This window comes from Janibacter sp. HTCC2649 (assembly GCF_000152705.1).
In the GTDB taxonomy this organism is placed as follows: domain Bacteria; phylum Actinomycetota; class Actinomycetes; order Actinomycetales; family Dermatophilaceae; genus Knoellia.
The window spans coordinates 4,048,929-4,073,650 of sequence record NZ_CH672413.1 but is presented as its reverse complement, the minus strand read 5'-3'; the positions used below and the strand labels follow the sequence as shown (position 1 = coordinate 4,073,650).

The 24,722-nt window shown below is 69.7% G+C and carries 27 protein-coding genes; 5 read left to right on the top strand and 22 right to left on the bottom strand.

Translation table 11 applies throughout. The annotated features are described in order from the left end of the window. Nucleotides 1-94 precede the first annotated feature (94 nt). A complete protein-coding gene (locus JNB_RS19440; RefSeq protein ID WP_009778249.1) occupies nt 95-1,024 on the top strand; it encodes a LysR family transcriptional regulator in 930 nt (309 codons plus the stop codon). Here the strand turns inward: JNB_RS19440 and JNB_RS19435 are convergent. Further along, a complete protein-coding gene (locus JNB_RS19435; RefSeq protein WP_009778248.1) occupies nt 1,011-1,703 on the bottom strand; it encodes a DNA alkylation repair protein in 693 nt (230 codons plus the stop codon). The two genes, JNB_RS19440 and JNB_RS19435, sit on opposite strands and share 14 nt — an antisense overlap. 43 nt (nt 1,704-1,746) lie before the next feature. Between JNB_RS19435 and JNB_RS19430 the strand changes: the two genes are divergently transcribed. Then, on the top strand, nt 1,747-2,907 hold the full coding sequence (locus JNB_RS19430; RefSeq protein WP_040883997.1) for a pyridoxal phosphate-dependent aminotransferase: 1,161 nt from the start codon (nt 1,747-1,749) through the stop codon (nt 2,905-2,907). 90 nt (nt 2,908-2,997) lie between these two features. After that, the gene (locus JNB_RS19425) at nt 2,998-3,612 is read left to right on the top strand and encodes a M23 family metallopeptidase (protein ID WP_009778246.1); all 615 of its coding nucleotides are present in this window, start codon (nt 2,998-3,000) and stop codon (nt 3,610-3,612) included. On the opposite strand, the gene JNB_RS20755 is transcribed toward JNB_RS19425, so the two are convergent. From JNB_RS20755 to JNB_RS19370, 12 genes are all read right to left on the bottom strand, one after another. Further along, nucleotides 3,585-4,805, bottom strand: coding sequence for a DUF3152 domain-containing protein (locus JNB_RS20755; protein ID WP_158306157.1), 1,221 nt, complete (start codon nt 4,803-4,805; stop codon nt 3,585-3,587). The genes JNB_RS19425 and JNB_RS20755 overlap by 28 nt on opposite strands. After that, nucleotides 4,798-5,739, bottom strand: a complete 942-nt coding sequence (locus JNB_RS19415; protein WP_040885288.1) for a tyrosine recombinase XerC — start codon at nt 5,737-5,739, stop codon at nt 4,798-4,800. Before JNB_RS19415 ends, JNB_RS20755 begins: the two co-directional genes overlap by 8 nt. Before the next feature lie 57 nt (nt 5,740-5,796). Then, nucleotides 5,797-6,969, bottom strand: a complete 1,173-nt coding sequence (gene dprA / locus JNB_RS19410) for a DNA-processing protein DprA (RefSeq protein WP_009778243.1) — start codon at nt 6,967-6,969, stop codon at nt 5,797-5,799. Then, on the bottom strand, nt 6,966-8,510 hold the full coding sequence (locus JNB_RS19405) for a YifB family Mg chelatase-like AAA ATPase (protein ID WP_009778242.1): 1,545 nt from the start codon (nt 8,508-8,510) through the stop codon (nt 6,966-6,968). The genes dprA and JNB_RS19405 overlap by 4 nt, the downstream gene beginning before the upstream one ends. Next, entirely contained in the window at nt 8,507-8,866 is a 360-nt protein-coding gene (locus JNB_RS19400; RefSeq protein ID WP_009778241.1) for a YraN family protein, read from the bottom strand. The genes JNB_RS19405 and JNB_RS19400 overlap by 4 nt, the downstream gene beginning before the upstream one ends. A 109-nt stretch (nt 8,867-8,975) precedes the next feature. Continuing rightward, nucleotides 8,976-9,290, bottom strand: coding sequence for a DUF2469 domain-containing protein (locus tag JNB_RS19395; RefSeq protein ID WP_009778240.1), 315 nt, complete (start codon nt 9,288-9,290; stop codon nt 8,976-8,978). Further along, entirely contained in the window at nt 9,280-10,065 is a 786-nt protein-coding gene (locus tag JNB_RS19390) for a ribonuclease HII (RefSeq protein WP_009778239.1), read from the bottom strand. The genes JNB_RS19395 and JNB_RS19390 overlap by 11 nt, the downstream gene beginning before the upstream one ends. 56 nt (nt 10,066-10,121) lie before the next feature. Beyond that, nucleotides 10,122-10,967 (bottom strand): signal peptidase I, encoded by an 846-nt coding sequence (gene lepB / locus JNB_RS19385; protein WP_009778238.1) that lies wholly within the window; start codon nt 10,965-10,967, stop codon nt 10,122-10,124. Between the two features lie 17 nt (nt 10,968-10,984). Continuing rightward, nucleotides 10,985-11,668 carry a signal peptidase I gene (gene lepB / locus JNB_RS19380; protein WP_050766653.1) on the bottom strand — a complete coding sequence of 228 codons (684 nt, stop codon included), beginning with the start codon at nt 11,666-11,668 and terminating at the stop codon, nt 10,985-10,987. A 44-nt stretch (nt 11,669-11,712) separates the two neighbouring features. Next, nucleotides 11,713-12,069, bottom strand: coding sequence for a 50S ribosomal protein L19 (rplS, locus tag JNB_RS19375; RefSeq protein ID WP_009778236.1), 357 nt, complete (start codon nt 12,067-12,069; stop codon nt 11,713-11,715). A 213-nt stretch (nt 12,070-12,282) separates the two neighbouring features. Next, nucleotides 12,283-12,444 (bottom strand): hypothetical protein, encoded by a 162-nt coding sequence (locus JNB_RS21620; protein WP_009778235.1) that lies wholly within the window; start codon nt 12,442-12,444, stop codon nt 12,283-12,285. Next, nucleotides 12,441-12,869 carry a hypothetical protein gene (locus JNB_RS19370; RefSeq protein WP_009778234.1) on the bottom strand — a complete coding sequence of 143 codons (429 nt, stop codon included), beginning with the start codon at nt 12,867-12,869 and terminating at the stop codon, nt 12,441-12,443. The genes JNB_RS21620 and JNB_RS19370 overlap by 4 nt, the downstream gene beginning before the upstream one ends. 61 nt (nt 12,870-12,930) lie before the next feature. Between JNB_RS19370 and JNB_RS19365 the strand changes: the two genes are divergently transcribed. Continuing rightward, nucleotides 12,931-13,689 carry an ABC transporter permease gene (locus tag JNB_RS19365; RefSeq protein ID WP_009778233.1) on the top strand — a complete coding sequence of 253 codons (759 nt, stop codon included), beginning with the start codon at nt 12,931-12,933 and terminating at the stop codon, nt 13,687-13,689. Nucleotides 13,690-13,770: 81 nt separating this feature from the next. Here the strand turns inward: JNB_RS19365 and JNB_RS19360 are convergent, their stop codons facing one another. The 6 genes from JNB_RS19360 to rpsP all read right to left on the bottom strand — a co-directional run bounded on the left by JNB_RS19360 (nt 13,771) and on the right by rpsP (nt 21,036). Then, complete coding sequence (locus tag JNB_RS19360; RefSeq protein ID WP_083784542.1) at nt 13,771-17,253, bottom strand: DUF11 domain-containing protein; 3,483 nt, start codon at nt 17,251-17,253, stop codon at nt 13,771-13,773. Nucleotides 17,254-17,564: 311 nt separating this feature from the next. Further along, on the bottom strand, nt 17,565-18,167 hold the full coding sequence (locus JNB_RS19355; protein WP_009778231.1) for a hypothetical protein: 603 nt from the start codon (nt 18,165-18,167) through the stop codon (nt 17,565-17,567). Next, nucleotides 18,164-19,375 (bottom strand): tRNA (guanosine(37)-N1)-methyltransferase TrmD, encoded by a 1,212-nt coding sequence (gene trmD / locus JNB_RS19350; protein WP_040885281.1) that lies wholly within the window; start codon nt 19,373-19,375, stop codon nt 18,164-18,166. The genes JNB_RS19355 and trmD overlap by 4 nt, the downstream gene beginning before the upstream one ends. A 15-nt stretch (nt 19,376-19,390) precedes the next feature. Beyond that, entirely contained in the window at nt 19,391-19,942 is a 552-nt protein-coding gene (gene rimM / locus JNB_RS19345; protein ID WP_009778229.1) for a ribosome maturation factor RimM, read from the bottom strand. 81 nt (nt 19,943-20,023) lie between these two features. Then, the gene (locus tag JNB_RS19340; RefSeq protein WP_009778228.1) at nt 20,024-20,266 is read right to left on the bottom strand and encodes an RNA-binding protein; all 243 of its coding nucleotides are present in this window, start codon (nt 20,264-20,266) and stop codon (nt 20,024-20,026) included. A gap of 2 nt (nt 20,267-20,268) precedes the next feature. Further along, nucleotides 20,269-21,036, bottom strand: coding sequence for a 30S ribosomal protein S16 (gene rpsP, locus JNB_RS22325; protein WP_371177693.1), 768 nt, complete (start codon nt 21,034-21,036; stop codon nt 20,269-20,271). Nucleotides 21,037-21,199: 163 nt separating this feature from the next. Between rpsP and JNB_RS19330 the strand changes: the two genes are divergently transcribed. Continuing rightward, a complete protein-coding gene (locus JNB_RS19330) occupies nt 21,200-21,646 on the top strand; it encodes a hypothetical protein (protein ID WP_040883996.1) in 447 nt (148 codons plus the stop codon). Here the strand turns inward: JNB_RS19330 and JNB_RS19325 are convergent. The 3 genes from JNB_RS19325 to JNB_RS19315 are packed head-to-tail and all read right to left on the bottom strand — an operon-like array spanning nt 21,630 to nt 24,649. Next, complete coding sequence (locus JNB_RS19325; RefSeq protein ID WP_009778225.1) at nt 21,630-22,613, bottom strand: phosphotransferase enzyme family protein; 984 nt, start codon at nt 22,611-22,613, stop codon at nt 21,630-21,632. The two genes, JNB_RS19330 and JNB_RS19325, sit on opposite strands and share 17 nt — an antisense overlap. An 18-nt stretch (nt 22,614-22,631) precedes the next feature. After that, nucleotides 22,632-24,185: an SDR family NAD(P)-dependent oxidoreductase gene (locus JNB_RS19320; RefSeq protein WP_009778224.1), complete on the bottom strand. Its 1,554-nt coding sequence runs from the start codon at nt 24,183-24,185 to the stop codon at nt 22,632-22,634. Further along, the gene (locus tag JNB_RS19315) at nt 24,182-24,649 is read right to left on the bottom strand and encodes an Rrf2 family transcriptional regulator (RefSeq protein WP_009778223.1); all 468 of its coding nucleotides are present in this window, start codon (nt 24,647-24,649) and stop codon (nt 24,182-24,184) included. The genes JNB_RS19320 and JNB_RS19315 overlap by 4 nt, the downstream gene beginning before the upstream one ends. Between the last annotated feature and the right edge of the window lie 73 nt (nt 24,650-24,722).

The following is a 24,722-nucleotide window of genomic DNA, read 5'->3' as shown; positions in this document are numbered from 1 at the left end:
GCTGTCCACTCTCGGCGGCCGCGGGCAATCCCACCAGAAGCCTTACCCTTGTTTATCCACAAGGAGATGTTGTATGCGGAGTACGGTGTTGCTTGTGCCTTCTCGAGTCCCTGACGTCACCGGCCTGCGCCTGATCGTGGGCATCGCCCGCCACGGCAGCATCGCCGGCGCGGCCCGTGGCGCCGCCATCAGTCAGCAGGCAGCATCCGAGCGACTGCGTGGGATCGAGGCCCAGATGGGGCTGACCCTGGTGCACCGAGGCTCGCGCGGCTCTCGCCTCACTCCGGCGGGCGAAGTCGTCGCCCAGTGGGCCGCCCGCCTGCTCGATCTCACCGATGAGATCGACGGGGCGATCGACGGCCTGCGCGGCGATCGCGGACGGGACCTCACGGTCTGGTCCAGCATGACGATCGCCGAGAACCTCCTCCCCCGCTGGCTCGTCCTCCTGCGGGAGCGGCAGCTCGCGGCAGCCGAACCAGCCACCACGGTGAGCCTCACTGCCGACAACAGCGGTCACGTCATCGAGGCCGTCCGGTCCGGGGCTGCTCATCTCGGCTTCGTCGAGGGGGTCGAGCCACCCACGGGTCTGCGCCACCTCGACCTCGCTCGCGACGAGCTCGTCCTGGTCACCGCGGCCGGCTCACCACTCTCGCGCAGGCGAACGCCACTCACCCCGACCGACATCTCGCTGCTCCCGCTCACCAGTCGCGAGCGCGGCTCGGGCACGCGTGACGTCATCGAGCACGCCCTCGCTGCGCACGGCCTGACCATGGCCGACTCCGTGGTGGAGCACACGACCGCGACGGCCGTGCGTGAGGCCGTCCTCGCCGGTGGTTCGCCGGCATTCCTCAGTCGCCGAGCCATGGCCCGCGAGCTCGCCTCGGGTCACCTCGCCGTCGTGCCGACGCCTGGGCTCGGCCTCGATCGGGTCTTCCGTGCCGTGTGGGTCGGCGGCCGCAACCCACCCGCTGGCCCTGCCCGCGAACTCGTCGGGATCGCCCGCACCGCACTCAGAGGTGCTTGAGTGCCTCGCGTCGGCTGAGCCCCGAGAGCCGCTGCCCGTGTGCCTCGACGAAGGCCAGCACCCACGCCGGGTCGGTGCGCGCGTACTGCCGCAGCGCCCACCCGATCGCCTTGCGGACGAAGAACTCGCGGTCGTCGAGGTTGGGCTCGATGACGTCCGACAGGAGTCGTGCGTCCGTGTCGTCACCGTGCCGCAGCTGGCTGATGATCGCCGAGCGACGCAGCCACACGTCCTCGTCCTCCGCCCAGGCGCGCATCCGCAGCCCCTCCCCCTCGGGATCGAGCAACAGTGCGTCACCGACGACGTTGCCGACCTCGTCGACGTAGTCCCACCAGGCGCCCGTCACGATGAGGTGTCGCACGAGCGGCATGACGTCCGGGTCCCGCCACGAGCGGTAGGTGCGGTGTCGGATCAGGGCGAGGGCGGCATACCGGTCCTCGCGGTATTCGGCCCCGTCCCAGAGCTCACGGATCGAGCGCTCCCAGCCCGAGCGGGTCTCGATCCGCAACGCGGGATCGGCGAGGAGTGGCCGCAGCAGGGCGTGGCGTTGTGGCGAGGTGAGTCCGAGGAACGGCATCTCGCTCTTCATGTAGCGCTGCTGCCCCACCGCACGCTCGACGTTGGCGCCCGAACGCAGGCCGAGCCGAATCGCATCGAGGAGCTCGGAACCGTCGGACATGTCGTCGAGCCTAGGCCCGGGCACTGACGCGTAGCCTGCGAACATGGGTTCCCCTCTCGTGCAACGGATGCAGGGCTTCGGGTCGACGATCTTCGCGGAGATGACAGGGCTGGCCAACGAGCACGGCGCCCTCAACCTCGGCCAGGGTTTCCCCGACACCGATGGGCCGCAGGAGATCCTCGACGCGGCGAAGGCAGCCATCGACAGCGGGCGCAACCAGTACCCGCCAGGCCCCGGCGTGCCCGAGCTGCTCGACGCGATTGCCGCCCACCAGAGGCGTTTCTACGGTCTCGAGCTCGACGCACGCTCCCAGGTGCTCGTGACCGTCGGCGCCACCGAGGCCATCGCCGCGACCATCCTCGCGCTGTGCGAACCGGGCGACGAGGTCGTCACCTTCGAACCGTTCTATGACTCGTATGCCGCCTCCATCGCCTTGGCGGGTGCGGTGCGGCGGACGTCGGTGTTGCGTTTCCCCGACTTCGCCGTCGACGAGGAGTCCCTGCGGGCGGCGTTCTCCTCGAGGACCCGGCTCGTGCTGCTCAACACGCCGCACAACCCGACGGGCAAGGTCTTCACCCGCGCCGAGCTGGAGCTGATCTGCTCGTTGGCCCGGGAGTACGACGCGTGGGTCGTCACCGACGAGGTCTACGAGCACCTCGTCTTCGACGGGTTGGAGCACGTCCCGGTCGCGACCCTGCCGGGCATGGCGCAGAGGACTCTGACCATCTCGTCGGCGGGCAAGACCTTCTCGGTCACCGGTTGGAAGGTCGGCTGGGTGAGCGGACCGGCGGAGGCCATCGCTGCCGTGCGGACGGTCAAGCAGTTCTTGACCTACGTGGGTTCGGGCCCGTTCCAACCTGCGGTTGCGCTCGGGCTGGGTCTGGGAGACGAGGTGTATGCCGGCCTCTCGCGTTCCATGGAGGCCAAGCGTGACCTGTTGGTCTCGGCTCTTCGTGGCATCGGCCTCGATGTGTCCGTTCCGGGCGGGACGTACTTCGTCATCGCCGACGCGGCGCCGTTGGGCGCGACCGATGCGTTGACGTTCTGCCGGGAGCTGCCGGTGCGCGCCGGGGTGGCAGGTGTGCCGGTGTCGGTCTTCCACGACGACGTCGACGCTGCGCGCACGCTCGTGAGGTTCGCCTTCTGCAAACGCGATGATGTGCTGCGCGAGGCCACGCAGAGGTTGTCCGCTCTCCGCTCCTGACTGTCCACAGGCGACGGATCCCGCATCGCCTGTCCACAGAACGGGGTTGGGGCATGGCGGCGGCGCCGGCCGGGGTCGCAGGGTCGAGTCATGTCGACGTCCTCCGCCCTTCGCCGCCTGCTCCTTGCCCTCACCGCCTCGGGCGGTCTCGTGCCCGGCGCAGGTGTCGGGCCAGCGGAACCACCGGGTCCTCCCCCTGCAGTGAAGGCAGCGACGTGGGTGGCGGGTGCCCGCACGGCCGCGGCGGGAACGATCACTCCCGAGGCGCTCCGAAGGACCTGGTCGTGGCCGCTGACCCCTCGACCGGCGGTGCTGGCGCCCTACGTGGCCCCGGCGTCGACCTACGGACCTGGGCACCGAGGGATCGACGTGGCCGCGCGCCAGGGGCAGGAGGTCCACGCGGTCGAGGCCGGAGTCGTGACGCACGTCGGCGTCATCGCCGGCCGCGGCACGATCAGCGTCACGCATGACTCGGGGCTGCGCAGCACCTACGAACCCGTTCGGGGCACCGTCGACACGGGCGCACGGGTATCCGAGGGGCAGGTCATCGGCTCAGTCGTGGGCCGATCGCACTGCGGCGGATCGTGCCTGCACCTCGGCGCGCTCGTGGGTTCGGGCTATCTCGACCCACGACCGCTGCTGGGCGGGGGTCCGGTGATCCTGTTGCCCCTGAATGGTCAGCCCACGGTCGGCCACGGGTTCTGAAGACACCCGTCCAGGCCCTTGCTCTGCTGGAGCATGACGGGGGCCAAGGCGCCCCTGCGGGGGCACTCGACGTGGCCGTGGTAGAGCCCGTGCCCGGTCTCGTGGTTGACCATGTACTGCCGGTAGGCCGCGAGGTCTTTGCTGTAGCCCGGCACTCCTTCGGTCCAGCGCCGAACGTTGAGGACGACCTTGCGCATGTTGAAGCAGGACACTTCGCCCTGGGTTCGCAGGGGCGCGCAGAGTTTGTCGGTGAGGTCGGGGCTGGCCAGCAGGATCGTGATGTCGACGTTGCCTGCTGCCACTGCGGCGGGCGACACGGCTCGGAAGCGGACCTTGTCCCGGGTCTGCCAACCGCGTGCGTCGCCGAGCGTCGTGGAGATGATCGTCGCGGCCTCGGCTGCGTTGACCCCGGCGCCGCGCTCGACCTGAAGCCCAACCCGCACGGTGCGCATGGGGTTGACCTCCGGAGCAGCGATGGTGGGCAGCGCCACGGTGTCGAGTTTGCCGGTGCCTGACTCGGGCGCGGGCTTCGTGCCACGGTCGGGCGTGGTGACCGGAGCGGGCGGCAGCTCCTCGGCCGCTGGCATCGGATCGGACTTCTGACTGAGGGCGGCTGCCGTGAGGTCCCCGGCCTGGCGCTCCGGCGAGGTCGCACTCGGCCACAACGACCACAGGAGGACGACGAGCGTCGTCGTGAGTGCCAGCGCGGCGAAGGCTCGGCGGCGCGCAAACGTGGCGCGGGTCGTCCGTCGACGGGGGCTGGTCGCGCGTCGACGCGACCTGGTCTCAGCCTCGGTCTCATTCTCGGGAGTCGGAGGAACCATCTCGAACGCAGCGACACTGGGGCGGGCGGCAGACGCCCGGCGGGCGTTCTCACGCTCCAGGCGACGTCGACGTTCGGAGCGGGTGAGCCAGGCCGAGTCACCGATGACGACCGGTGAGGCGCTCTCGACCTCGGGGTCCGGCCGTCGTTCACTGCGGTCGCGGGCGGACTCCGCGCGATGGTGCTCTCGCCGGTCGCGGCGCCAGCGCTCCTGCGAAGCCTCGTGACGGGGACCGCGCTCATGACCGCGGTGCTGGTCACGTTCGGTGCGCCGACGGTCGGCCCGGCGCGCGGGCGGAGCGGTGTCTTCCCCCGCGAGGGACGAGCGGGGCTCACTCACCCAATCGGGGAGTCCGAGGTCGTTAGGCACGTGGATGGGCCTGGGCGTAGGAGGCAGCAAGTCGTTCGATGGATACATGCGTATAGATCTGGGTCGTGGCGAGGGACGCGTGTCCGAGGAGCTCCTGGACCATGCGCAGATCGGCGCCTCCCTCGAGGAGGTGCGTCGCTGCACTGTGGCGGAGTCCGTGTGGGCCAAGGTCTGGCGCATCAGGCACGTGGGTCAACATGTCGTGGACGAGGGTACGCACTTGTCGGGGGTCGATGCGCCTTCCCCGCTGTCCAAGGAAGAGACCTGGGCCACTTCCGTCCACGACGAGTCGTGGTCGACCCACGTCCAGCCACTTCGCGAGGGCACTTCTGGCCGGGCCGCCGAAGGGCACGCGCCGCTCCTTGTCCCCCTTGCCGATGACGCGCACGACGTTGGAGTGGAAGTCCACGTCGTCGATGTCGAGGCCGGTCAGCTCGCCGACACGGACCCCTGTCGCGTAGAGCAGTTCGAGGACCGCGCGGTTGCGCACGTGCACCGGGTCGTTGTCATCAGCCGCCACGGCCGCGACGTCGAGAAGCCCGGCAGCGTCATCCTTGGCGAGAACGGGCGGGAGGGTGCGGTGCCGCTTGGGTGCCACGAGACGAAGCGAGGGATCGACATCGACGTGGCCCTGTCGAGTCGCCCAACCGAAGAACGTCCGCAGGGAAGCCGATCGCCGGGCCACACTCGAGCGGGCCGCGCCAGCCGCAGCCAGCACACCCAGCCACGCCCTCAGGTCGGCCAGCCGAATGTCCTGCAGCGCGGTCTGTGGGGCCCGTGGCGTCCCGCCCTCGTTGGCACCCTCACCGTCCACGTGGGCGAGGAAGTCCCGCAGGTCCGCGAGATAGGCGCGGACGGTGTGCGGCGATCTGCTCCGCTCCAGCCGCAGATGACGCTCGAAGGCGTCGATCACGGCAGGCCGGGAGGCACTCACACCCTGCACGGTCTCATCACCACGCTGAACGATCAACCACCCCGGCGGCGGGTCCGCCTACCTGCGTGCCGCCGGGACCTTGCGCCATCGCTCCCCCACCCGCACGACCAGCCCGAGCATGGTGAGCCTTCCGAGGGCGCTGAGCAGGGTTGTCGGGTCGAGAGCGGTGAGCCGCTGCAGCTCGGCCAGGTCGGCCGGGTTCCGCACCGGCACCGCAGACCACACTCCGAGCGCCACGGGATCCAGCTCGGACTCGGGCGTCACCGGGGCCCGCGCGAGACCGACGGCATCGAGGCTGAGTCGGCCCATGACGTCCAGCACCTCCGCAGCGTCGGTCACGAGGGTCGCCTCGGTCTCTCGCAGGAGTTTGTGGCACCCGGCGGACTGCACGGAGGTCACCGGTCCCGGGACGGCGGCAACGTGCCGGACGAGGGATCGGGCGTACTTCGCCGTGTTGAGGGACCCCGAGCGGAGCCCGGCCTCGACGACCACCGTCCCCACGCTCATCGCGGCGATGAGCCGGTTGCGCGCGATGAACCGCGCCCTGTACGGCGCCCAGCCCAGTGGGAGCTCGCTCACCACGACGCCGATGTCCGCGATCTCGCGCAGAAGGCCTTCATGGGCCTGCGGATAGGCACGGTCCAGGCCGCGGGCCAGGACGGCGATCGTCGGCCCACCCCCAGCGAGCGCACCCCGGTGGGCGGCCGCGTCAATGCCGAACGCGGCTCCGGACACGACAGTCACGCCCCGCTGGGCCAGGCCCTCACCGAGGTCGGCCGCGACATTCAGTCCGTAGTGCGTTGCCGCCCTCGATCCCACAATGGCCACGCTGCCGTCGGTGATCGACAGCTCACACAGCCCGCGGGCGTAGATGCAGAGCGGGGGAACCTTGAGCTCGTCGAGCCCGAGGGGCCACTCGTCGTCGCCGGGGATGACGACCCTGACCTGCAGACGGTCGAGGGCTCGTCGAGCCTGGTCGAGGTCCAGAGCTGCGATGCGCTGGTCATAACGGCCGTCCCGCACCAGCGATCCGGCGAGCAGTCGCTGCATCGACTCCACCGCGCCGTGCTCAGCGATCCAGTCGCGCACCGAGACCGTCTCGGGTTCGACGATGCGACTCCAGGCCATGCGGGCCCACCGCTCGCTGACCAACGCGGCACCACCTGGAACGCCACCGGCACCGTCACCGGCACTGCCACCGCGAACCTCCCGGATCCTGGACACGCTCATGCCGCCGCCCTCCCCTGGCTGCGCAGGGTGAACGCCAGACCGACATCCTCCGCCGTGGGCGAGGTGCGCCCGGCCAGGTCAGCGGCGGACCATGCCAGCCGCACAGTGCGGTCGTAGCCGCGCAGGGTCAGTTGCCCCAGGTCGAGCGCCCGGTCGATGGGCGCCGTCGCGTGCCCCGACAGTCGCCACGGTGGCCGACGCAGAGCATGACCGGGCACTCGGGCATTGATCACCCATCCCTGCCGAGCCCACCGTTCCTGCTGGGCACCGCGGGCCTGGAGGACCCGCTCGAGGACAACGGCGCTCGTCTCGCCCTCCTCATCGCCGAAGGCGGCGCGGGAGACCGGCGGCACCACGACCTGGATGTCGACGCGGTCGATGAGGGGCCCCGAGAGCTTGGCCTGGTAGGACCGCAGCTCCACCGCACTGCACACGCAGTCGATCCCCTTGCCCCACGCCCGCCCACACGGGCAGGGGTTCGTGGCCAGGACGAGCTGGAACCGCGCCGGATAGCGGACGAGCTGCTTGGCCCGGGCGATCGTCACCTCACCGGACTCGAGCGGCTGCCGCAGCTGCTGCAGGACCGAGGTCTTGAACTCGCCGGCCTCATCGAGGAAGAGCACACCGCAGTGCGCCCGCGAGATCGCGCCCGGAAGCACGACGCCCGAACCGCCACCGGTGATCGAGGCCATCGACGCGCTGTGGTGCGGCGCGACGAACGGCGGCGTGAGGTCGAGCTCGCTGGCCCGGATCTCGTCGCCGGTGAGCGAGCGGATGGCGTGGGTCTGGAGCGCCTGCTCCCGCGACAGCGGCGGCAGGATCGTCACGAGCCGCTCCGCGAGCATCGTCTTGCCAACCCCGGGAGGGCCGTTCATCAAGAGATGGTGGCCGCCGACGGCGGCGAGCTCGACCGCCAGCCGAGCCTCGGGCTGTCCCAACACGTCCGCGAGGTCGCCGTGACGGTGCGCCTCCTCGAGCTCCTCGTCGACCGGCCCGGCAACCGGCAGCGGGTCGACACCGCCGCGGACGGCATACCAATGCACCAACGTCGCGAGGGTGGGCGCGCAGTGCACGGTGACCCCGTCGACGAGCTGCGCCTCAGCGACGTTCTCGGGCGGGACGACAACGTGCGTGACGCCCGCCCGGACCGCTGCGAGCACTGCCGGCAGGACCCCGCGCACTCCGCGCACCCGACCATCGAGGCCGAGCTCTCCGAGGTGGACCACGCGGGAGATGCGCCGCGCCTCCACCACCCCCGCTGCCGCCAGCACCGCCAAGGCGATGGCAATGTCAAAGCCGGTGCCCTGCTTGGGGATGGAGGCTGGCGACAGGTTGACCGTGATGCGCTGTGGCGGCAGCGGGAAGCCACTCGTGGCGGCCGCCGAACGTACTCGGTCGGGTGCTTGCCCGCACGCCTTGTCGGGCAGTCCGGTGACGCTGAAGTTCGGGAGCTGCGACGAGATGTGCGCCTCGACGTCGACGAGGCGACCGTTGAGTCCGGTGAGGGCCACGCAGAGCGTGCGGCCCAGCTTGGCGCTCACGCACCCACCGCCACGACATGCCGCACGACGGGTCGACGGCCGCGCTCCGCGAGGATGCCGATGACATCTATGCGCACCTCTGGCACGGCACCGGGCCGCGACCGCAGGTAGGCCGCAGCAAGGCGCCGCAGCCGCCGCGCCTTCTCCCACGTCACCGCCTCGAGCGGGTCCCCCACTCCGGTGCCGCGCCGCGTCTTGACCTCACAGACGACGAGACAGTCCCCGTCGAGCGCCACCACATCGATCTCGCCCTCGGCACATCGCCAGTTGCGCTCGATGATCTGCATGCCGCGCTCTCGCAGATATCGCGCCGCGAGATCCTCGCCGTACTTGCCCAGGTCCACGTGTCCGTCCATGCGGAGCAGCGTCCGTGTGACGGCAGGGTCGGCGCCACGGCCTCAGCGAGATCTGTGGACGACGCGGTGAGGATCGGTCACCTGTGGATGAGCGAGCGTGCTCAGCGGCTCAGAAATCGCCCTTGGGGAGCTCGAGCTCGGACTTCGCGAGCTCCTCGACGTTGACGTCCTTGAACGTCACGACGCGCACCTGCTTGGCGAAGCGCGCGGGCCGGTAGATGTCCCAGACCCAGGCGTCCTGCATGGTCACGTCGAAGAAGACCTCGCCGCCGTCGCTACGGACCTTCACGTCGACGGAGTTGCACAGGTAGAAGCGTCGCTCGGTCTCGACGACGTGGGAGAAGAGGCCGACGACGTCGCGGTACTCGCGATAGAGCGACAGCTCCATCTCGCTCTCGTACTTCTCGAGGTCCTCAGCGCTCATGCGTCCCAGCTCCGTCTTCGTGTGGGCCGGCGGTCGCCGACACCAGGGGTGGTGCGCTCACCGCGACGGGTTCCGGCTCGGCGAAGACTCCATCATCGTCCATCGTCCCCGGCAGTCTCCACGAGCGTCGGTGCAACTCGGTCGGCCCGTGCTCGCGGAGGGCGTCCATGTGTTCCGGCGCCGCGTATCCCTTGTTGAGTTCCCACCGGTATGCCGCGTGGTCCGGTGCGAGGTCGACCATCATCCGGTCGCGCTCGACCTTGGCGAGGACGCTGGCGGACGCCACCGAGGAGCACTTCATGTCGGCCTTGATCATCGTCGTGACCGGCGGAGTGTGGACGTCGTCAGAGGTGAAGGCGAGCAGCCCCACCTCGTCCGGGGCGGTGAGCCAGTCGTGGTTGCCGTCGAGGATGACGAGGTCGGGCACGACGTCGAGCGACGCCAGGGCACGACGCCCCGCGAGCCGCAGTGCGGCGATGATCCCCACCTCGTCGATCTCGGCCGGCGACGCGTGGCCCACGGCATGGGCGAACGCCCAGCGTCGGATCCGCGGCACCATGAGCTCTCGTGCGCTCGGCTGGAGCAGCTTCGAGTCGCGCACTCCCTGTGGTGCCGAGCGGCAGGTCTCGTCGATGACGACGACGCCGACCGACACCGGCCCGGCGAGCGCCCCGCGGCCCACCTCGTCCATCCCTGCGAGCAGGCGGTAGCCGTCGCGCTGGAGGGCGCGCTCGACGCGCAGACTCGGTTTGCGGGAACGGCTTGCGGGGGGCATGGCAGGTGGTGCGGTCTCTTTCGGGGCTCGGCGGTTCAGTGACGCGCAGTGCAGGGTCAGGGACTGGTGGACGGCGCGGGCTGCTTCGAGTCCGCGGTTGGTGCGGGCACCTTCGCGAAGGTCGTCTCGGGCCGGCCCAGCCAGCCGCCCCGCTCGAAGGGCCAGACGATGGCGACGGCACGACCAGTGATGTGGTCGATGGGCACGGAGCCCTGCGCGCCGGTGCCGTCGGGGTCGTGGAAGCGGGAATCCTCGGAGTCGCTGCGGTGATCGCCCATGACCCACACCTTGCCCGCAGGGACGGTGATGCTGAAGGTGATCGAGCTCGGGACGTCGCCGGGCTTGATGTAGGGCTCGGTGATCGGGACGCCGTTGACCGTGAGGTGGCCCTGCGCGTCGCAACAGACGATCTTGTCGCCGGGCAGGCCGATGACCCGCTTGATGAGGTGGTTGTCGGAGGTGTTGGGCAGCAGTCCCACGAAGGACAGCACGCGCTCGACGCCGTCACGCACCGGACCGTGGCTCACGTCCGGGATCGACGACAGCCACTCGCCCGGGTCCTCGAAGACGACGATGTCGCCGCGCTGCAGGTCGACGACGCCCGGGACCAGCTTGTTGACCACGACGCGGTCGTTGAGGATCAGCGTGTCCTCCATCGACCCGGAGGGGATGTAGAACGCCTGGATGAGCCAGGTCTTGACGACGAACGACAAGGCCAGCGCCATGGCGACGACGACGACGAACTCGCGGATCGCAGCACCGGCAGCTCCTGCTGCTGAACGGGCGCGGTTTGGCCCGTCACGACCGGGATCGCCCTGCTGCACCGCCGGTTCGTTCGGGGTCTCCTGAGGCGCGTCAGGTTCGAACTGGCCCGACTCGAACCGGGCCTCGTTGCTCGTCATCACTGGTGTCCGCGCTCTCAGGGCTGTGTGGTGGTCGGTGTGGATGGGGCGCCCAGCTGGCTCAGCGGCCAGATGCGCGTGACGACGGTACCGATGATGGCGTCCGCGGCGATCGTTCCGTCCGTGGAGTCGGAACCGGCACCGACGTGCGTGCGCGAGTCCATGGCATCGGATGCCGTGTCACTGAGAAGGAAGTATCGACCCTGCGGGACCGCGATCTTGAACGGAGCGGCGTTGTCGGCGAGCCGTGGGCCGACCGGACGACCGTCCACGGTGACGCGTCCCTCGGTGCAGCAGACAACGTCGTCACCGCCCGTGGCGACGACACGGCCGAGAACGGAGCGCTCGCCGAGGTCGATGCCGAGGGCACCTGACGCCGAACCGAGCGCCCGACCGAGCAGACCGTCATCGACGTGGGTCGAGCGGTCCGGCCCGGGCCACGCCTGGGTGACGTCCGCGACGACGACGTCACCGACCGACGGTGAGCCGACCTTGGCGACAAGAACTCGCTGACCCGCATCGAGGGTGGGCGACATCGAGTCGCTCGACACGGCATACGGCTGCAGGAGAAAGGCCCGCACGAGCATGACGGCGAGGACACCGGCAGCCAGCAGGACCGGCACCCGGTGGGCATGACTCGACCCGGCCCCCGCCGTGGTGGCGGGAACCGGGTCGGTGTCTGGGGTGGCCGCGGAAGTCATCGAGTCGATGCTATCCGCCGCGCCTGAAAGCGTCGTGCCGCGGTTCAGCTGACCGGGGTCTCGCGCTTCTCCTTGATCTTGGCAGCCTTGCCGCGCAGGTCGCGGAGGTAGTAGAGCTTCGCGCGACGGACGTCACCGCGGGTGACCAGCTCGATGTGGTCGATGACCGGCGTGTGGAGCGGGAAGGTGCGCTCGACACCGACGCCGAAGGAGACCTTGCGGACCGTGAAGGTCTCGCCCAGGCCGCCACCGTGGCGACGGATGACGATGCCCTTGAAGACCTGGACGCGCGAGCGCGTGCCTTCAATGACCTTGACGTGGACGTTGACGGTGTCGCCGGCGCGGAAGGCCGGGATGTCGTCGCGCTTGGACGCCTTGTCGATCTCGTCGAAAAGCTGCATGGCTGGTTTCGCTTTCTCGTGCGGTGCCACAGGACACCCACATGTGCTGGTACTGCGATGAATGGTGGTGCGGCGTCGTGCCTCGTGCTTCGTGACTCACATGTCGAGAGTCAGACACTCCCCCTGTGGCAGGGGCTGTGATCGACGGACGCAAGGAGCAAGTTTGCCAGAGCACACGGCATACCGAGAAATCGAGCGTGTGCGGCGCGATCCCTACGGGGTCAGCGGTTCGGTGTTGGTCGGCCGCGGCCGTCGACGAGCGTTCGCGATGAGGACGATGTCGGGGTCGACCTTGTCCTCGCCGCCGCGCAGTCGGATGAGTGCCTTGGCGGACTCGATCTGGTCACGGGTGACCTTGACGATGCGCTGACTCATGCGCGACTCCTCTCGGGTGCTTCATCACCATCATCCTCCACAACGAGGACATCGTCCACGAGCATTCCGCGACGGCCGAGGTCCACCTCGTCACCGTCGGGGTCGAGGCGCGCGTCCGCCGTGAGCACGGACTCGGCGAGCTCGCGCTCCTCGGGGGCGGCGAGGCCGCTGGATGCCAGCTCGACGAGGACGATGCGGCCGAGCTCGCGCCGCCGGAACGAGTCGTCGGCGGTGATGTCCGCGAGCGCCGCGGTGAAGCGACGCCCCCACTCCTCGCGGGCGCTCGCTCGCTCGCGCTGGACGAGGTCATCGGCAGCAGCTGCGGACTGCGCCTGCGTGTCGCGTCGCGCGGCATAGAAGCTCGCACCCGAGCCGACCGCTGCGCCGACGAAGGCGAGGATCGCCGGCCACCACTCCCCTGACATGACTCCAGCATGCCAAGGCGCGCCGACAACCGCGCGCCGCAGCCGCGGCTACCTTTGCGACATGAGCATCGATCCCGGGTGGCCGGTCGCCCTGGCGTGCGTCACCCTTCTCGTGCTGACGCTCGTCATGTATGCCGTGGGGCAGCTTCCGCAGCCCGCTTCCACCCTCGTTGCGGCCGGGCGTGCGGTGGTCCAGCTCGGTGTGGCTGCGCTCGTCATCACGGCGGTGGCGCAGAACCTGCTGCTGTCGGTGCTGTTGCTGTGCGCGATGTTTGCCGTGGCGGTGTTCACGACCACTCGCCGGGTGGAGGCGGTGTCTGCGTGGCCGTGGACGACGGTGGCGATGCTCGCCGGCCTCCTTCCGGTCGTCGCGATCATCCTGCTGACCCGCACGGTGCCGCTCGAGGGCATCGCCCTCATTCCCGTCGTCGGGATCATCCTCGGCAACACGATGAACGGGCACACCCTCGTGGGACGGCGCTCGTTCGCGGCGCTGCGCGAGGAGACGGGGCAGTACGACGCGGCGCTCTCGATCGGCATGACCCGGGCCCAGTCCATCGACGAGATTGTCCACCGGCGGCTGCCCGAGGCGCTCATCCCGGGCCTGGACCAGGTGAGGACGGCGGGCGTCGTGACGTTGCCGGGCGCCTTCATCGGGGTGCTGCTCGGTGGTGGCTCGCCGGCACAGGCGGCGTCCGCGCAGGTGCTCGTCCTGCTCGGGATCATGGCGGCCCAGACGACAACGACCGTCGTCGCGGGACGGCTCATCTCGTCGGCGCGACTCCTGCCCGAGGACCTGCACGCCCGCCTGCGCCCCTGAGTCGCGCAGAGTGGCCCGCACCTCCGCAGGTACGGGCCACTCTGTCCTCGTGGCCTGATCAGGCAAGCCCCGAGAAGGTGATCACTTGCCGATCTTCACCGAGCGGGTGACGGAGTTGTTGCCCGCCACCGGATCGCTCGTCGCGGAGGTGACGGTGGCCGTCGTGTCCACGACTCCCTTGCTGCCCTTGACGAGCAGGTGGACGTTGAACGACCACGTGCCGCCGGAAACCAGAGACGTCGGGCGCGTGCACGTCAACGTCTGACCTGCCTTGACGCACGACGCCGTGTCGAAGACGTAGACCGCGGCCTTGATCGGCGGCAGGGCCACAGTGACCTTGGGTGTCTGGGCATCGGAGGGGCCGATGTTGGTCACTGTCGCCGTGTAGATGATGGTCGACGACGGCTTGTAGACGTCCTTGTCGGCCGTGAACGCCAGGCTCAGGTCGGCGGCCCTGTTCACCGTCGTCTGGGCGGTGGCCGAGTTGTTCCCGGGCACGGGATCGGTCGTCACGGACGACACCGTCGCCGTGTTGGAGATGGTCCCGCTCGGTGTCTCCGACTTGACCAGGCCGCGGATGACCACCGTGGTGGGTCCGGCGGTCGGGGCAATCGTGCCGAGGTTGCAGTCGACCCGGTGAGCCGGTGGGTCGACTGGAACCGCGAGGTAGGAACACGACGCAGTGCCAGCCGTCGCCGACGCCGAGACGAAGGTGACCTCGTCCGGAAGCGCGTCGACGAGCTTGACCTGGGTGGCGGTCGAGGGGCCGTTGTTGCGGACGTCGACGGTCCACGTGACGGTCCGACCGGCGAGGACCGGGTCAGGAGTGTCGACCTTGGTCACCGACAGGTCCGCCGAGGCGGACACCGACGTGGAGACCGTCGCCGTGTTGCCCGACATGTCCGGGTCCGGAGTGGACGCGCTGACGACGGCGTCGTTGTGCATCAACCCCGAGAAGCCGGGGTCGATGGTCGCCACGACCGTCATCGACCGTGACGCACCGGACGCGAGATTTCCGAAGGAGCAGGTCGTCGGCTGGGACGCCTGACCCGGAACGCCGGCGGTGCACGATGCGCCGCCCGAGCCGGCCACGGAGTTGACGGTGACGGCCGCCGGGAGGACGTCGCGAACGACCACGTTGGTCGCCGTCGACGGGCCGGTGTTGCTCACCGTGCTCGTCCAGGTGATCTGCCCCCCGCTCGTCGCTGTCGGCGGCGCGCTCTTGACGATGCTGACGTCGGCGGACCCGACGAAGTGGAGCGTGTCGGAGGCGACGTTGTTGCCGAGGTTCGGGTCGATCGTCCCGCTGCTCACGGTGGCCGTGTCCGCGAGATCCTGCGGTTCGTCCGACCGCTCGCTGATGACCACCACGACGGAGGCACCCGAGGCGAGGTCGCCGAGGGCGCAGGTTGCCGGGGCGGATCCGGTCTGGACACCGGCGGGAGCCGTGCATCCGGCCGACGTGGTCGCCAGGGTGAAACTGCCGCTGCCGAGGACCTGGTCACTGAGCGTGACCGCCCGGGCAATTGCCGCACCGTCGTTCGTCACCGTGATGGTGCACGGGTAGGCGGCACCGGCTGCGGCATCGCCGTTCGGGAGGCAGTTCTTGGCCACCCGCAGGTCGGCCCGGTTCGTCGCCGCCGAGTAGGCGTCGAGGACCCCCGAACCCCAGGCGTTGTCCGCCCCGGCTGGGCCACGGTCCGTGGCGTTTGCGTTGAGGACCGAGGTCAGGCCGCTGGCCGTGAGAGAACCTGGCCCTCCCGACGCGTCGAGCACGAGAGCAGCAACTCCGGCTGACGACGGGGTTGCCGCCGACGTCCCGAAGAATCTGCAGTCACCCTGAGCGACGGCCGGACAGGTTCCGGCTCCGAAGCCACCCGCTCCACTGACCGACACGCCATCAGCGGCCGTGTAGGTGGGTGCGATGGCGGTGCGGCCTGCTGCTCCGGCCACGCTCTGGTTCTGCCCTGCGGGGGCGGAAGCAGGACACGGGTAGCTCGTCGAGCACACCGTCGTCCCGAGGAGGGTCACCGGCCCCTGCCCGCTGAAGGTCTCGAGCCCGACGGTCGTCGGGTCCTGGCTGGACCCGGCGTTGACGGCGCCCGCGGAGGTCGCGAAGTCGGTGTAGTTGCTGTCCGGGTTGAGTGACCCTGGGCTGCCGAGGGCGTCCACGGCGTTGGCGTTGCCGCGCCACCGCAGGTCGATCGTCGGCACTGCTTTGGCGCCCGTTGCGCCAGTGCGGTTCACGACGAGCTTCACCGTCGCTGCGGCCGCGCCACCGTTGGTCCACGAGGCCTGCTCGATCGTGTCACCGCTGCCACCACCTTGGGCGCCCGTGCTGGACGCGACGCAGTTGGCGCCGGCAGCGTCAAGGATGTAGAGGTCGAGGTTGGTGAATCCACCCGCGCCGGCGGTCGGGAAGATCGCCCGCGGCTCGCTCCACTGAAGGGTCGCGCCGATCGAGGCACCGGCGGCAACGCTCACGTCGAAGGTCGTGTCGGCACCATTGAAGGCCACCGAGTTGGCGTTGATGCCGGGGCAGCCGGCCGGTGCCGCTGCCGCGCCGTCGGGGAACGTCCCCGTACTGTTCGCGGCAACGCGCGGTGCGTGGCTGCTGTTGAGGTTGCCGGACGAGGAGCTCACCCACACACCCGAAGCGGCGAGCGTCTCGCCGTTCGTCGCGGCCAGACCCTTCTGGAAGGCCGGCTCCGAGTCGAAGGGGATGTCCTCCGTGATGATGTCGACGCCCGCTGCGGCCAGGGCGTTCTGGGCCGTCACGTGCGCGCCCACACCACCACCCGTGCCGTGGAAGAGCAGCCCGGCACCGGGGGCCATGTCGTGGACGATCTCGAGCATCGAGGTGCCCTCGTCACCACTTCCGGCGTTGAGGACGTTGACGCCCGCCGGCAGGTCACCCAGGGCCTGTGCGGCGGCGATGCTCGTGACACCGTCGGAGATCACGCCCACGTCGATGCCTGAGCCGTCGACCCCGATGGCCTGGGTGTCGTCGGCCCGGTGCAGTGGCACTCCCTCGCTGAGGAACGACCCGGCATCCGGTGGCGAGATCTCCGTCGGTCGGACCGCGGCCACCCACGGGAGCGCCGCGACGCTGTCGACCTTGTCGTAGGGGACGAGCGCGCGCAGGATCCCCGCGTTGGGCAGGGACTTCACCTTGGCGGGTTTCACCCATTGGTCGGAGCCGCTGCGTACCGATGCGCCGAGTCTGTTGAGGTCCGCTCGCTCTCGACCCTTGAGGGTCGTGAGCGCGTGGAGTTCGAGGTCGAGCCGCCCCTGGCCATCGACCCTGAGCGTGGAGTCGCTGAGGGAGCGTTGCGCCTTGGCGTCGAGCGAGTGCCGGCTCCCAGCCGCCGCCGTGACCTTGGCGATGCGCTGGCTGACCAGGGACGGCACCTTCGACGCCGCCTTGGTTGCGGCGGCCGATGGCACCGCAGCCTTCGATTGGGCCACCGATGCCGCGAACGTGGGCGCGGCACCTGTCGTGGCGAGGGCGATGACACTGGCAGCGAGCGCCACCTGCCGAAGTGGTGTGCGAGCTATGGACATGAAGATCCCCTGATTCCGATGGGAACGGTGGAGGGCACGGGGACACTGCCCGTGGGTGGCAGCACCCACGGCAGTGGAATCACCCGGGCCTGACCGAAGGCCGACGAGTGGGCGGGAAGTGCGAGGGTGGGAAGAGCGGGCACGGGGCCGCGCTGACGGGGCCATGCAGGCGCCTCGCGTCGGGACCTGAGTCCTCGCGAAGGCGCGCCTTCATCCGACCTTCGACCACCACAAAGGCGTCATGTGGCGTCGCACATCTTAGAACCGCAGCCCGCCCGAGGTCCCGGGAATCGCGAAAATACGCTCGGTGATCAGCTGACCGCGGTGCCGCCGGGGATCGCGTTGAGGACGGCGTTCGCGAACCCGCGGTTGCGTCCGTAGTCGAGCCACTGCAGCGGGTAGGCCGGCCGCGACCAGACGGTGACGAGGCCGCGACCATCCGTGGTTCCCACGATCCGGATGGTCACCGTCTCGCCCCAGCTCGCCATCGAGAGCGACCGGGTGGAGACGACGGTCTGCGGGTCGATGGGCCGACCGGGTGCGACGAACTTCTGCGACTGCAGGGCCGCGTTCACCGCCTCCCAGACCTGCGGACCGGGAGCACTCGTCACGACCTGGCCAAAGCTCGACGGACCATTGCCGGCCGGACCTGCCTGACGACGCTCCTTGGCGGCGGACAGGGCGATGAGGCCCAGGAAGAGCCCGACGAAAGCGAGGAAGACGAGCAGGCCGATCAGGAGCCCGGTCGGGCCCGGCGTGATGGCGGTGGACACCGCGCCGAGAATCAGCGCGACGACGAACAGCACAGAGAGTGCTGCGATCTTGGCGACGCGGAACTGCTTCTGGACCCGTTCGTGCTCGAGTCGGAGATCAACGAGAGTGGGCTGGGTCGCGGGCGGCGGCTGAGAAGTCACTCAGGCAGGCTAGTCGTCACCTGACGCTTGGTGAGGTCGACCGTGCCGGGGAACTCGCCCTCGCCGGGGCGCACCTTGTAGCCCGCCTTCTTGTACATCCGTAGGTTCTCGGTGCTCTTGGCACCGGTGTTGAGCCAAAAGGTGCGGACGCCCTCGGAAGCCAGCGACTCGGCATACCCGAGAAGTTCTCGACCGAGACCGCGGCCCTGGAGGTACGGCGCGACCATGAGCCGACCGATCTGCCACGTCGCCTCCTGGGTCGGGTGCGACCGCACCCGCACGGACGCGAGGAGCTGTCCGTCCTTGCGCCAGACCCGCGTGTCCCATTCCTGTATGCCGTCCCGCACCGTTTCGAGGTCTTCCTCGCCTGCACCGAACATGCCGTAGCGGGCGAACTCCGGCGCCCAGCAGGCCCGGGTGAGGACTTGGAGGTCGGGGGCATCAGCGGGGGTGGCGACGCGCTCCTCGAGGTCGCTCAGGGCAGATGCGGCCGCGGTCGGAGGGAGGAGGTCGGGGCGGCGTTCGGCGGTGCGCTGGACCCGCTGCTCGTGGCGCCAGTCTGCGATGGCCCGGTGGTTGCCTCCGAGGAGCACGTCGGGCACGGCGCGCCCGTCCCACTCGGCGGGCTTGGTGTAGACGGGGTACTCGAGCAGGCCGTCCTCGTGGGACTCCTCGACCAGCGACTCGGCGTTGCCGATGACACCGGGCAGGAGGCGGGCAACGGCTTCGACCATGGCGAGGACCGCGACCTCACCGCCGTTGAGGACGTAGTCACCGAGCGAGAGGACGCGGACGGGCATGCGCTCGCCGGCCCACTCGTAGACCCGCTCGTCGATGCCCTCGTAGCGACCACAGGCGAACGCGAGCCACGGCTCGTCGGCGAGCTCGCGGGCGATCTGCTGGGTGAAGGGCTCGCCACCCGGGCCGGGGATGATGAGCGTGGGGACCTTGCGCGGCTCGTCACCAGAGGGCGAATCCTCCTGTGCCAGAACGTGTTCGAGCGCCTCACTCCACGGGCCGGGCTTCATGACCATGCCCGCTCCCCCGCCATAGGGCGAGTCGTCAACCGTGCGGTGCTTGTCGTGGGCGAAGTCGCGGAGGTCGTGCACCTTCAGGTCGATCAGGCCCTCACGCCGGGCCTTGCCGATGAGCGACAGGTCGAGGGGCGCGAGGTACTCGGGGAAGATCGAAACGACGTCCAGGCGCATGGCGATGCCCACGACTCAGGCTTCGTCGAGGTCGAAGAGGCCCGCGGGTGCGTCGACGACGACGTGCCCTGCCTCGATGTCGATCTCGGTCACGATCGCTTCGACGAACGGCACCAGGACGTCGCGACGGTTGGTGAGTCGCACCTCGAGCAGGTCCTGCACGGCGCCGAGGACGAGGCCGGTCACCTCGCCAAGAACGGCTCCCGAGGGGTCCTGGACGGCGAGGCCCACGAGGTCGTGTTCGTAGAAGCCGTCGTCCTCGTCGCTCTCGACCTCGTCGGCCTCGTCGGGGTCGAGGAACAGCTGGGTCCCCCGCAGCGACTCGGCTCCGGTGCGGTCCGGGATCTCGGCGAAACCGAGCAGCCAGATCTGCCGGTGCAGGCGTGCCGTGCTCACGGTGAGGGTGCGCGGCACGCCGGTCCCGGGCTGGGCCTCGGTGTCGAACACCGTGCCGGGGACGTAGCGGGCCTCGGGGTCATCGGTGTGGGTCTGGACCGTCACCTCACCACGAAGCCCGTGGGGCTTGCCGATGCGGGCGACGAGGAGGGCGTTGGAGCTGCGGGGCATGGGTCAGATCCTCTCAGGCCGGGGAAAGCACGAACGCGCCGCGCCCCTGTCGGGACACGGCGCGTTCGAGATGAAACGTGCTCAGCGCACTCGGTCGGTGTCGACGATGTCGATCCGGACGGGGCGACCACCGGCGAGCGCGGTCAACACCGTGCGCAGTGCGCTGGCGGTGCGGCCGGAGCGGCCGATGACGCGACCAAGGTCATCCGGGTGAACCCGGACCTCGATGATCTCGCCGCGACGGAGCTCCTTGCGCTGCACCGCGACGTCGTCCTTGTGGTCGACGATCCCGGTGACGAGGTGCTCCAGCGCCTCCTCGAGCATTGTCAGGACCCAGCCTTGACGAAGCCAGCGGCCTCGGCGTCAGCGGCGTTCTTGAACCAGACCTCGGCGACGGTCTGCTCGAACCACTGGCCGTCGGGCTCGTGGAACTTCATCGAGTCGGCGTTGCCCTTGATGGTGTAGCCCTCGGGAGCGGCGCCACCCTCGAGTGCGGCAGCCGCACCCTTGGGGAGGTCGGCGGCGGCGGGAGCAGCAGCCTCGGTGGTCTCCTCAGCCTTGGGAGCCTCGTCAGCCTTGGGGGCCTCCTCGACCTTCTCCTCGGCCTTGGGGGCCTCGTCAGCCTTGGCCTCGTCGGCCTTCTTGGCTGCAGCCTTCTTCTTGGCGGTGGTGGCGCCCGAGGCGTCGTCGCCCTCGGTCTTGCCAGCAGCGGCGAGAGCGGCCTCGTAGAGGTCCTTCTTCTTGGGCTTGGGCTCGGCCACCTTGAGGGTGCCCTCGTCCATGATCTTCAGGAGGGCAGCAACTGCCTCGGTCGGCTGGGCGCCGAGCGAACGCCAGTGGTTCGCGCGCTCCATGTCGATCTCGATGAGCGACGGCTCCTGGTTGGGGTCGTACTTGCCGATCTCCTCGATCGCACGACCGTCGCGCTTGGTGCGCGAGTCCATGACGACGACGCGGTAGATGGCGGTACGGATCTTGCCCATACGCTTGAGACGAATCTTGACGGCCACGTGTGTGGTCTCGCTTTCAGGTTGTGGGCACGGCCAGACCGCGGGAGCAAACACGCGGGGTACCGAACGGCCCGGGGTAGGCATCCGGTCGACATCAGCGCCAACCAGAAGGTGTACAGCCGACCATTCTGCCAGACCACGCGAGGTGGTCCGAACCGCGCAAGGTGAGCGTGCGGCATACCCCCATTTTTCCGGGTATGCCGTGAGCTCCTGTCCGTGGGCGGGTTCCGGTCCTATCGTGGTTGGTGTGACCGTCATGGCGCGTCCGACCTCAGCACCCACGGGGCTGTTCGTCCTGTGGATGCTCACGGGTTTGGCGGGGGTCCTGGCCCTCATGGGGATGCTCACGATCGGGATCTTCGTGCTCCCGATCGCCATCGCGCTGCTCGTCCTGTCGATCATCCTGACGGAGCGTCGCCCCAACGGTTGGCCCGCCGTCGCCGGCCTCGGTCTCTCGCTGGCCGCAGGGCTGATCTGGCTCGGCTGGGTCCTGGCCACGGCTGGCCCCAACGACATCTCGTGCTCCGGTGGCTCTGACGTGCCCACGACCTGCACGTCGAACGGTGTCCCGATCGACGAGAACGCCATCGCATGGGCCAAGGCGATCCCCTGGTTCGCGGCCGCGGCGGCTGTGGTCCTGCTGAGCTGCCTTGGCTACGTCGCGTTGCGCAAACGCGTCAACCAGGTCGCGTGACCGACAGGACGCGCTCGAGTGCGGCGATGCTGGGTAGGTAGTCGGCGAGCGCCTCGGTGATCTCGCCGCGGGCCTGATCGCGCCGCTCCCCCGGTGCACTGACATCGAGGGCGAGCCGGACCTGGTTGGCCAGGAAGTTCGTCTCGCTGCACAGCACCATGGCGAAGTCCGGTGTGTCTGCGAGCAAGCCGGGCCCACCCGCGTCTCGGTAGGCCGCAACGGTTTTCGTGATCGCGTCGTCGTCGACGCTCTCGCCGAGCACGTGCCACTGGACGAGGGTCTTGGCGAGTTCGCGGGTCGGGTCCACCGGCCCGCAGTCCTCCCAGTCGAGGGCTCGCAGGCTGCCGTCCGGCGCCGCCAGCGCGTTGTCGGGATGGAGGTCGCAGTGGCCGAGGACGAACGGTCCCGTCCCCGGACCGGCCCGGTCCACGACTTCGGCGTATGCCGTGAGGTCGTCGTGTCGTGCGACGAGGGCTTGGTGCCATGGCTGTCCGGATGAGCGCCTGACCAGCTCGGCCCACTCGTCGGGCGGCACCATCGCGGTGTGCCAGCTCCGGGGCCGGTCCCACGTGGCCGGGGCGGCCCGATGCAGCTGTGCCAGAAGGGTTCCCAGCTGCTCGGCCACCTCGGACGTGCGATCCGTGACGGACGTTCCGGTCACCCAATGGCTCACGCGGGCGTTGCCGCCGCCCAGGTGGTCCGGGACCTCGACGACCAGCTGGCCCTCTGGCGACGCGACGTGCGTTGGCACCTCGACCCCGCCCGAGGTGAGGTGCTCGAGGAGTGCAGCCTCGTGCCGGACTGCAGCCGGGTCGAAGGCGCGAAAGGGGCGCTTGACCGCATACTCCCGATCCCGAACCCGGAGGTGCCAGACGTCGCCGTCCGCGCCCCTGCCGCCGACGGTGCGGACGAGCGGGCCCTCACCCAGCCCGAAGGCGACCCGGACCCACTCAGCGAAGTCGTCCACGCGGCATACCCCGTTCTGTCACCAGGGACTGGGTTCGAAGTCCTTGACGAAGGCACCGTAGAGGTCTTCGCCGGCCTCGCCGCGCACGATCGGGTCGTAGACGCGGGCCGCGCCGTCAACGAGGTCGAGCGGCGCGTGCCAGCCCTCGGCGGCCATCCGCAGCTTCTCGTGGTGCGGCCGCTCGTCGGTGATCCATCCGGTGTCGACGGCGGTCATGAGGATGCGGTCGGTCTCGAACATCTCCCCCGAGCTCGTGCGGGTGAGCATGTTGAGCGCGGCCTTGGCCATGTTGGTGTGCGGGTGGCCGGGGCCCTTGTACTTGCGGGAGAACTGACCCTCCATCGCCGACACGTTGACGACGTAGGCGCGGCGGGCGCCAGCCTGCACCGCCGCGCGCATCGACGGGCGAAGGCGCGAGATGAGGATGAACGGAGCCGTCGAGTTGCAGAGCTGCACCTCAAGGAGCTCGAGCGGGTCGACCTCGTCCACGACCTGCGTCCAGCTGTTGTTGCGCTGGGTGTCGGGCAGGAGGCCACCGGCGTCGACGGCCGTCCCGGCGAGGTGGGCCTCGAGGCTCGCATGCCCTGCGGTCAGGGCCATCTCGGTCATCGAGGCGGCGGTGCGCTGGGCCAGGGAGCGAGCAGCATCTTCCTCGGACTCGCCCTCGTGGTGGGCGACCTTGTGTCCGGTGAGTGTGCCGAGCAGGTTGGCGGGATGGGCCTCGCTGATCCGGTCGAACGTCACGAGCTCCGGGTAGCGCACGTTGCTCTCGAGAGGCACCTGCTCACCATCGACGAGGTGCGAGTAGGACCCGGGCGAGCGGCGCACCGTCTGCGCTGCGTTGTTGATGAGGATGTCGAGCGGGCCAGCTGACGCGACCTCGTCGGCGAGCGCGACGACCTGGGTCGGGTCGCGCAGGTCGATGCCGACGACCTTGAGCCGGTCAATCCATTCGTGCGAATCCTCCTGTGCCGCAAACCTTCTCGCGGCGTCGTGAGGGAAACGCGTGGTGATCGTCAGGTGGGCTCCGTCGCGCAGGAGCATGAGCGCGATGTACATGCCGATCTTGGCGCGGCCACCGGTGAGCAGGGCGCGCTTGCCGGTGAGGTCGGCGCGCTGGACCCGCTTGAGGTGGCTCTTGGCGGCGCAGGGCGGGCAGAGCCAGTGGTAGAACGCGTCAACGAGCGTGAAGTCGTCCTTGCAGATGTAGCAGCCCCGCGGCTCGATCAACTCCCCCACAGTGGTCCCGACGGGCGGGACCTCGAGGAGAATCCCCTTGGTCTCGTCGTCGATGCGCATGGGCGAGCCCGTGGCCGTCTGGGCGATGATCGCCTCGTCGTGGTCGATCTGCGGCTGCTTGGCCTCGCGGCGGCGGGCCTTGCGGACCTGCTTGTACATGCGCCCGACCGCGCGCTTGACGACCTGGATGTCGGGGTGGTCGCCGTCGAGGGTCGGCAGCTCGTCGAGGACCCGGAGCAGGGTCGCGAGGTCGTCGGGGTCGACTCCCGGCCCGAGGTCGTGGACCCGAAGGCTGGGGTCGGTTGGGTCGTTCTTGGCGGGGCGTTCGGTCATGCGCGGTTGATCCAGGCGTCGGGGTTCGCGGTGAGCTCGCGAACGGTGTCGGGCAGTTCGCCGCTGAGGACGTCGGCGAGCGAGGTCGTGTCGAGGACGGCCCGCAGGGCGGCGCGAACGGCGACCCAGACCTGGGGCAGGTGCAGGGCAACACCTTCGTATGCCGTCTCGTGCGGACGCAGTCCCCTCACCTCCGCGAGGGGTCCGTCGACGGCACGGAAGACGTCACCGAGGACCGTCTCGGTCGCAGGTCGGGCCAGCGAGTAGCCGCCGCGGGCTCCGCGAGTGCTCGTGACGAGCCCGGCGGTGCGCAGGTCGGCCACGATCTCCTCGAGGAACTTGCGCGGCAGGCTCTGCCGCTGGGCCAACGTCTCGACGCTCACCGGGCCCGACTCGGCCTGCTGGGCCTCGCCGAGGATGAGCATGGCCCGCACTGCATAGTCCGTGCGCGCCGAGATGTCCACGCCCGCATTCTCACCTACCCGAGCTACATTCGACCAATAGGTCACGTCTTGCGCGACTCGCCCAGGCTTGCGT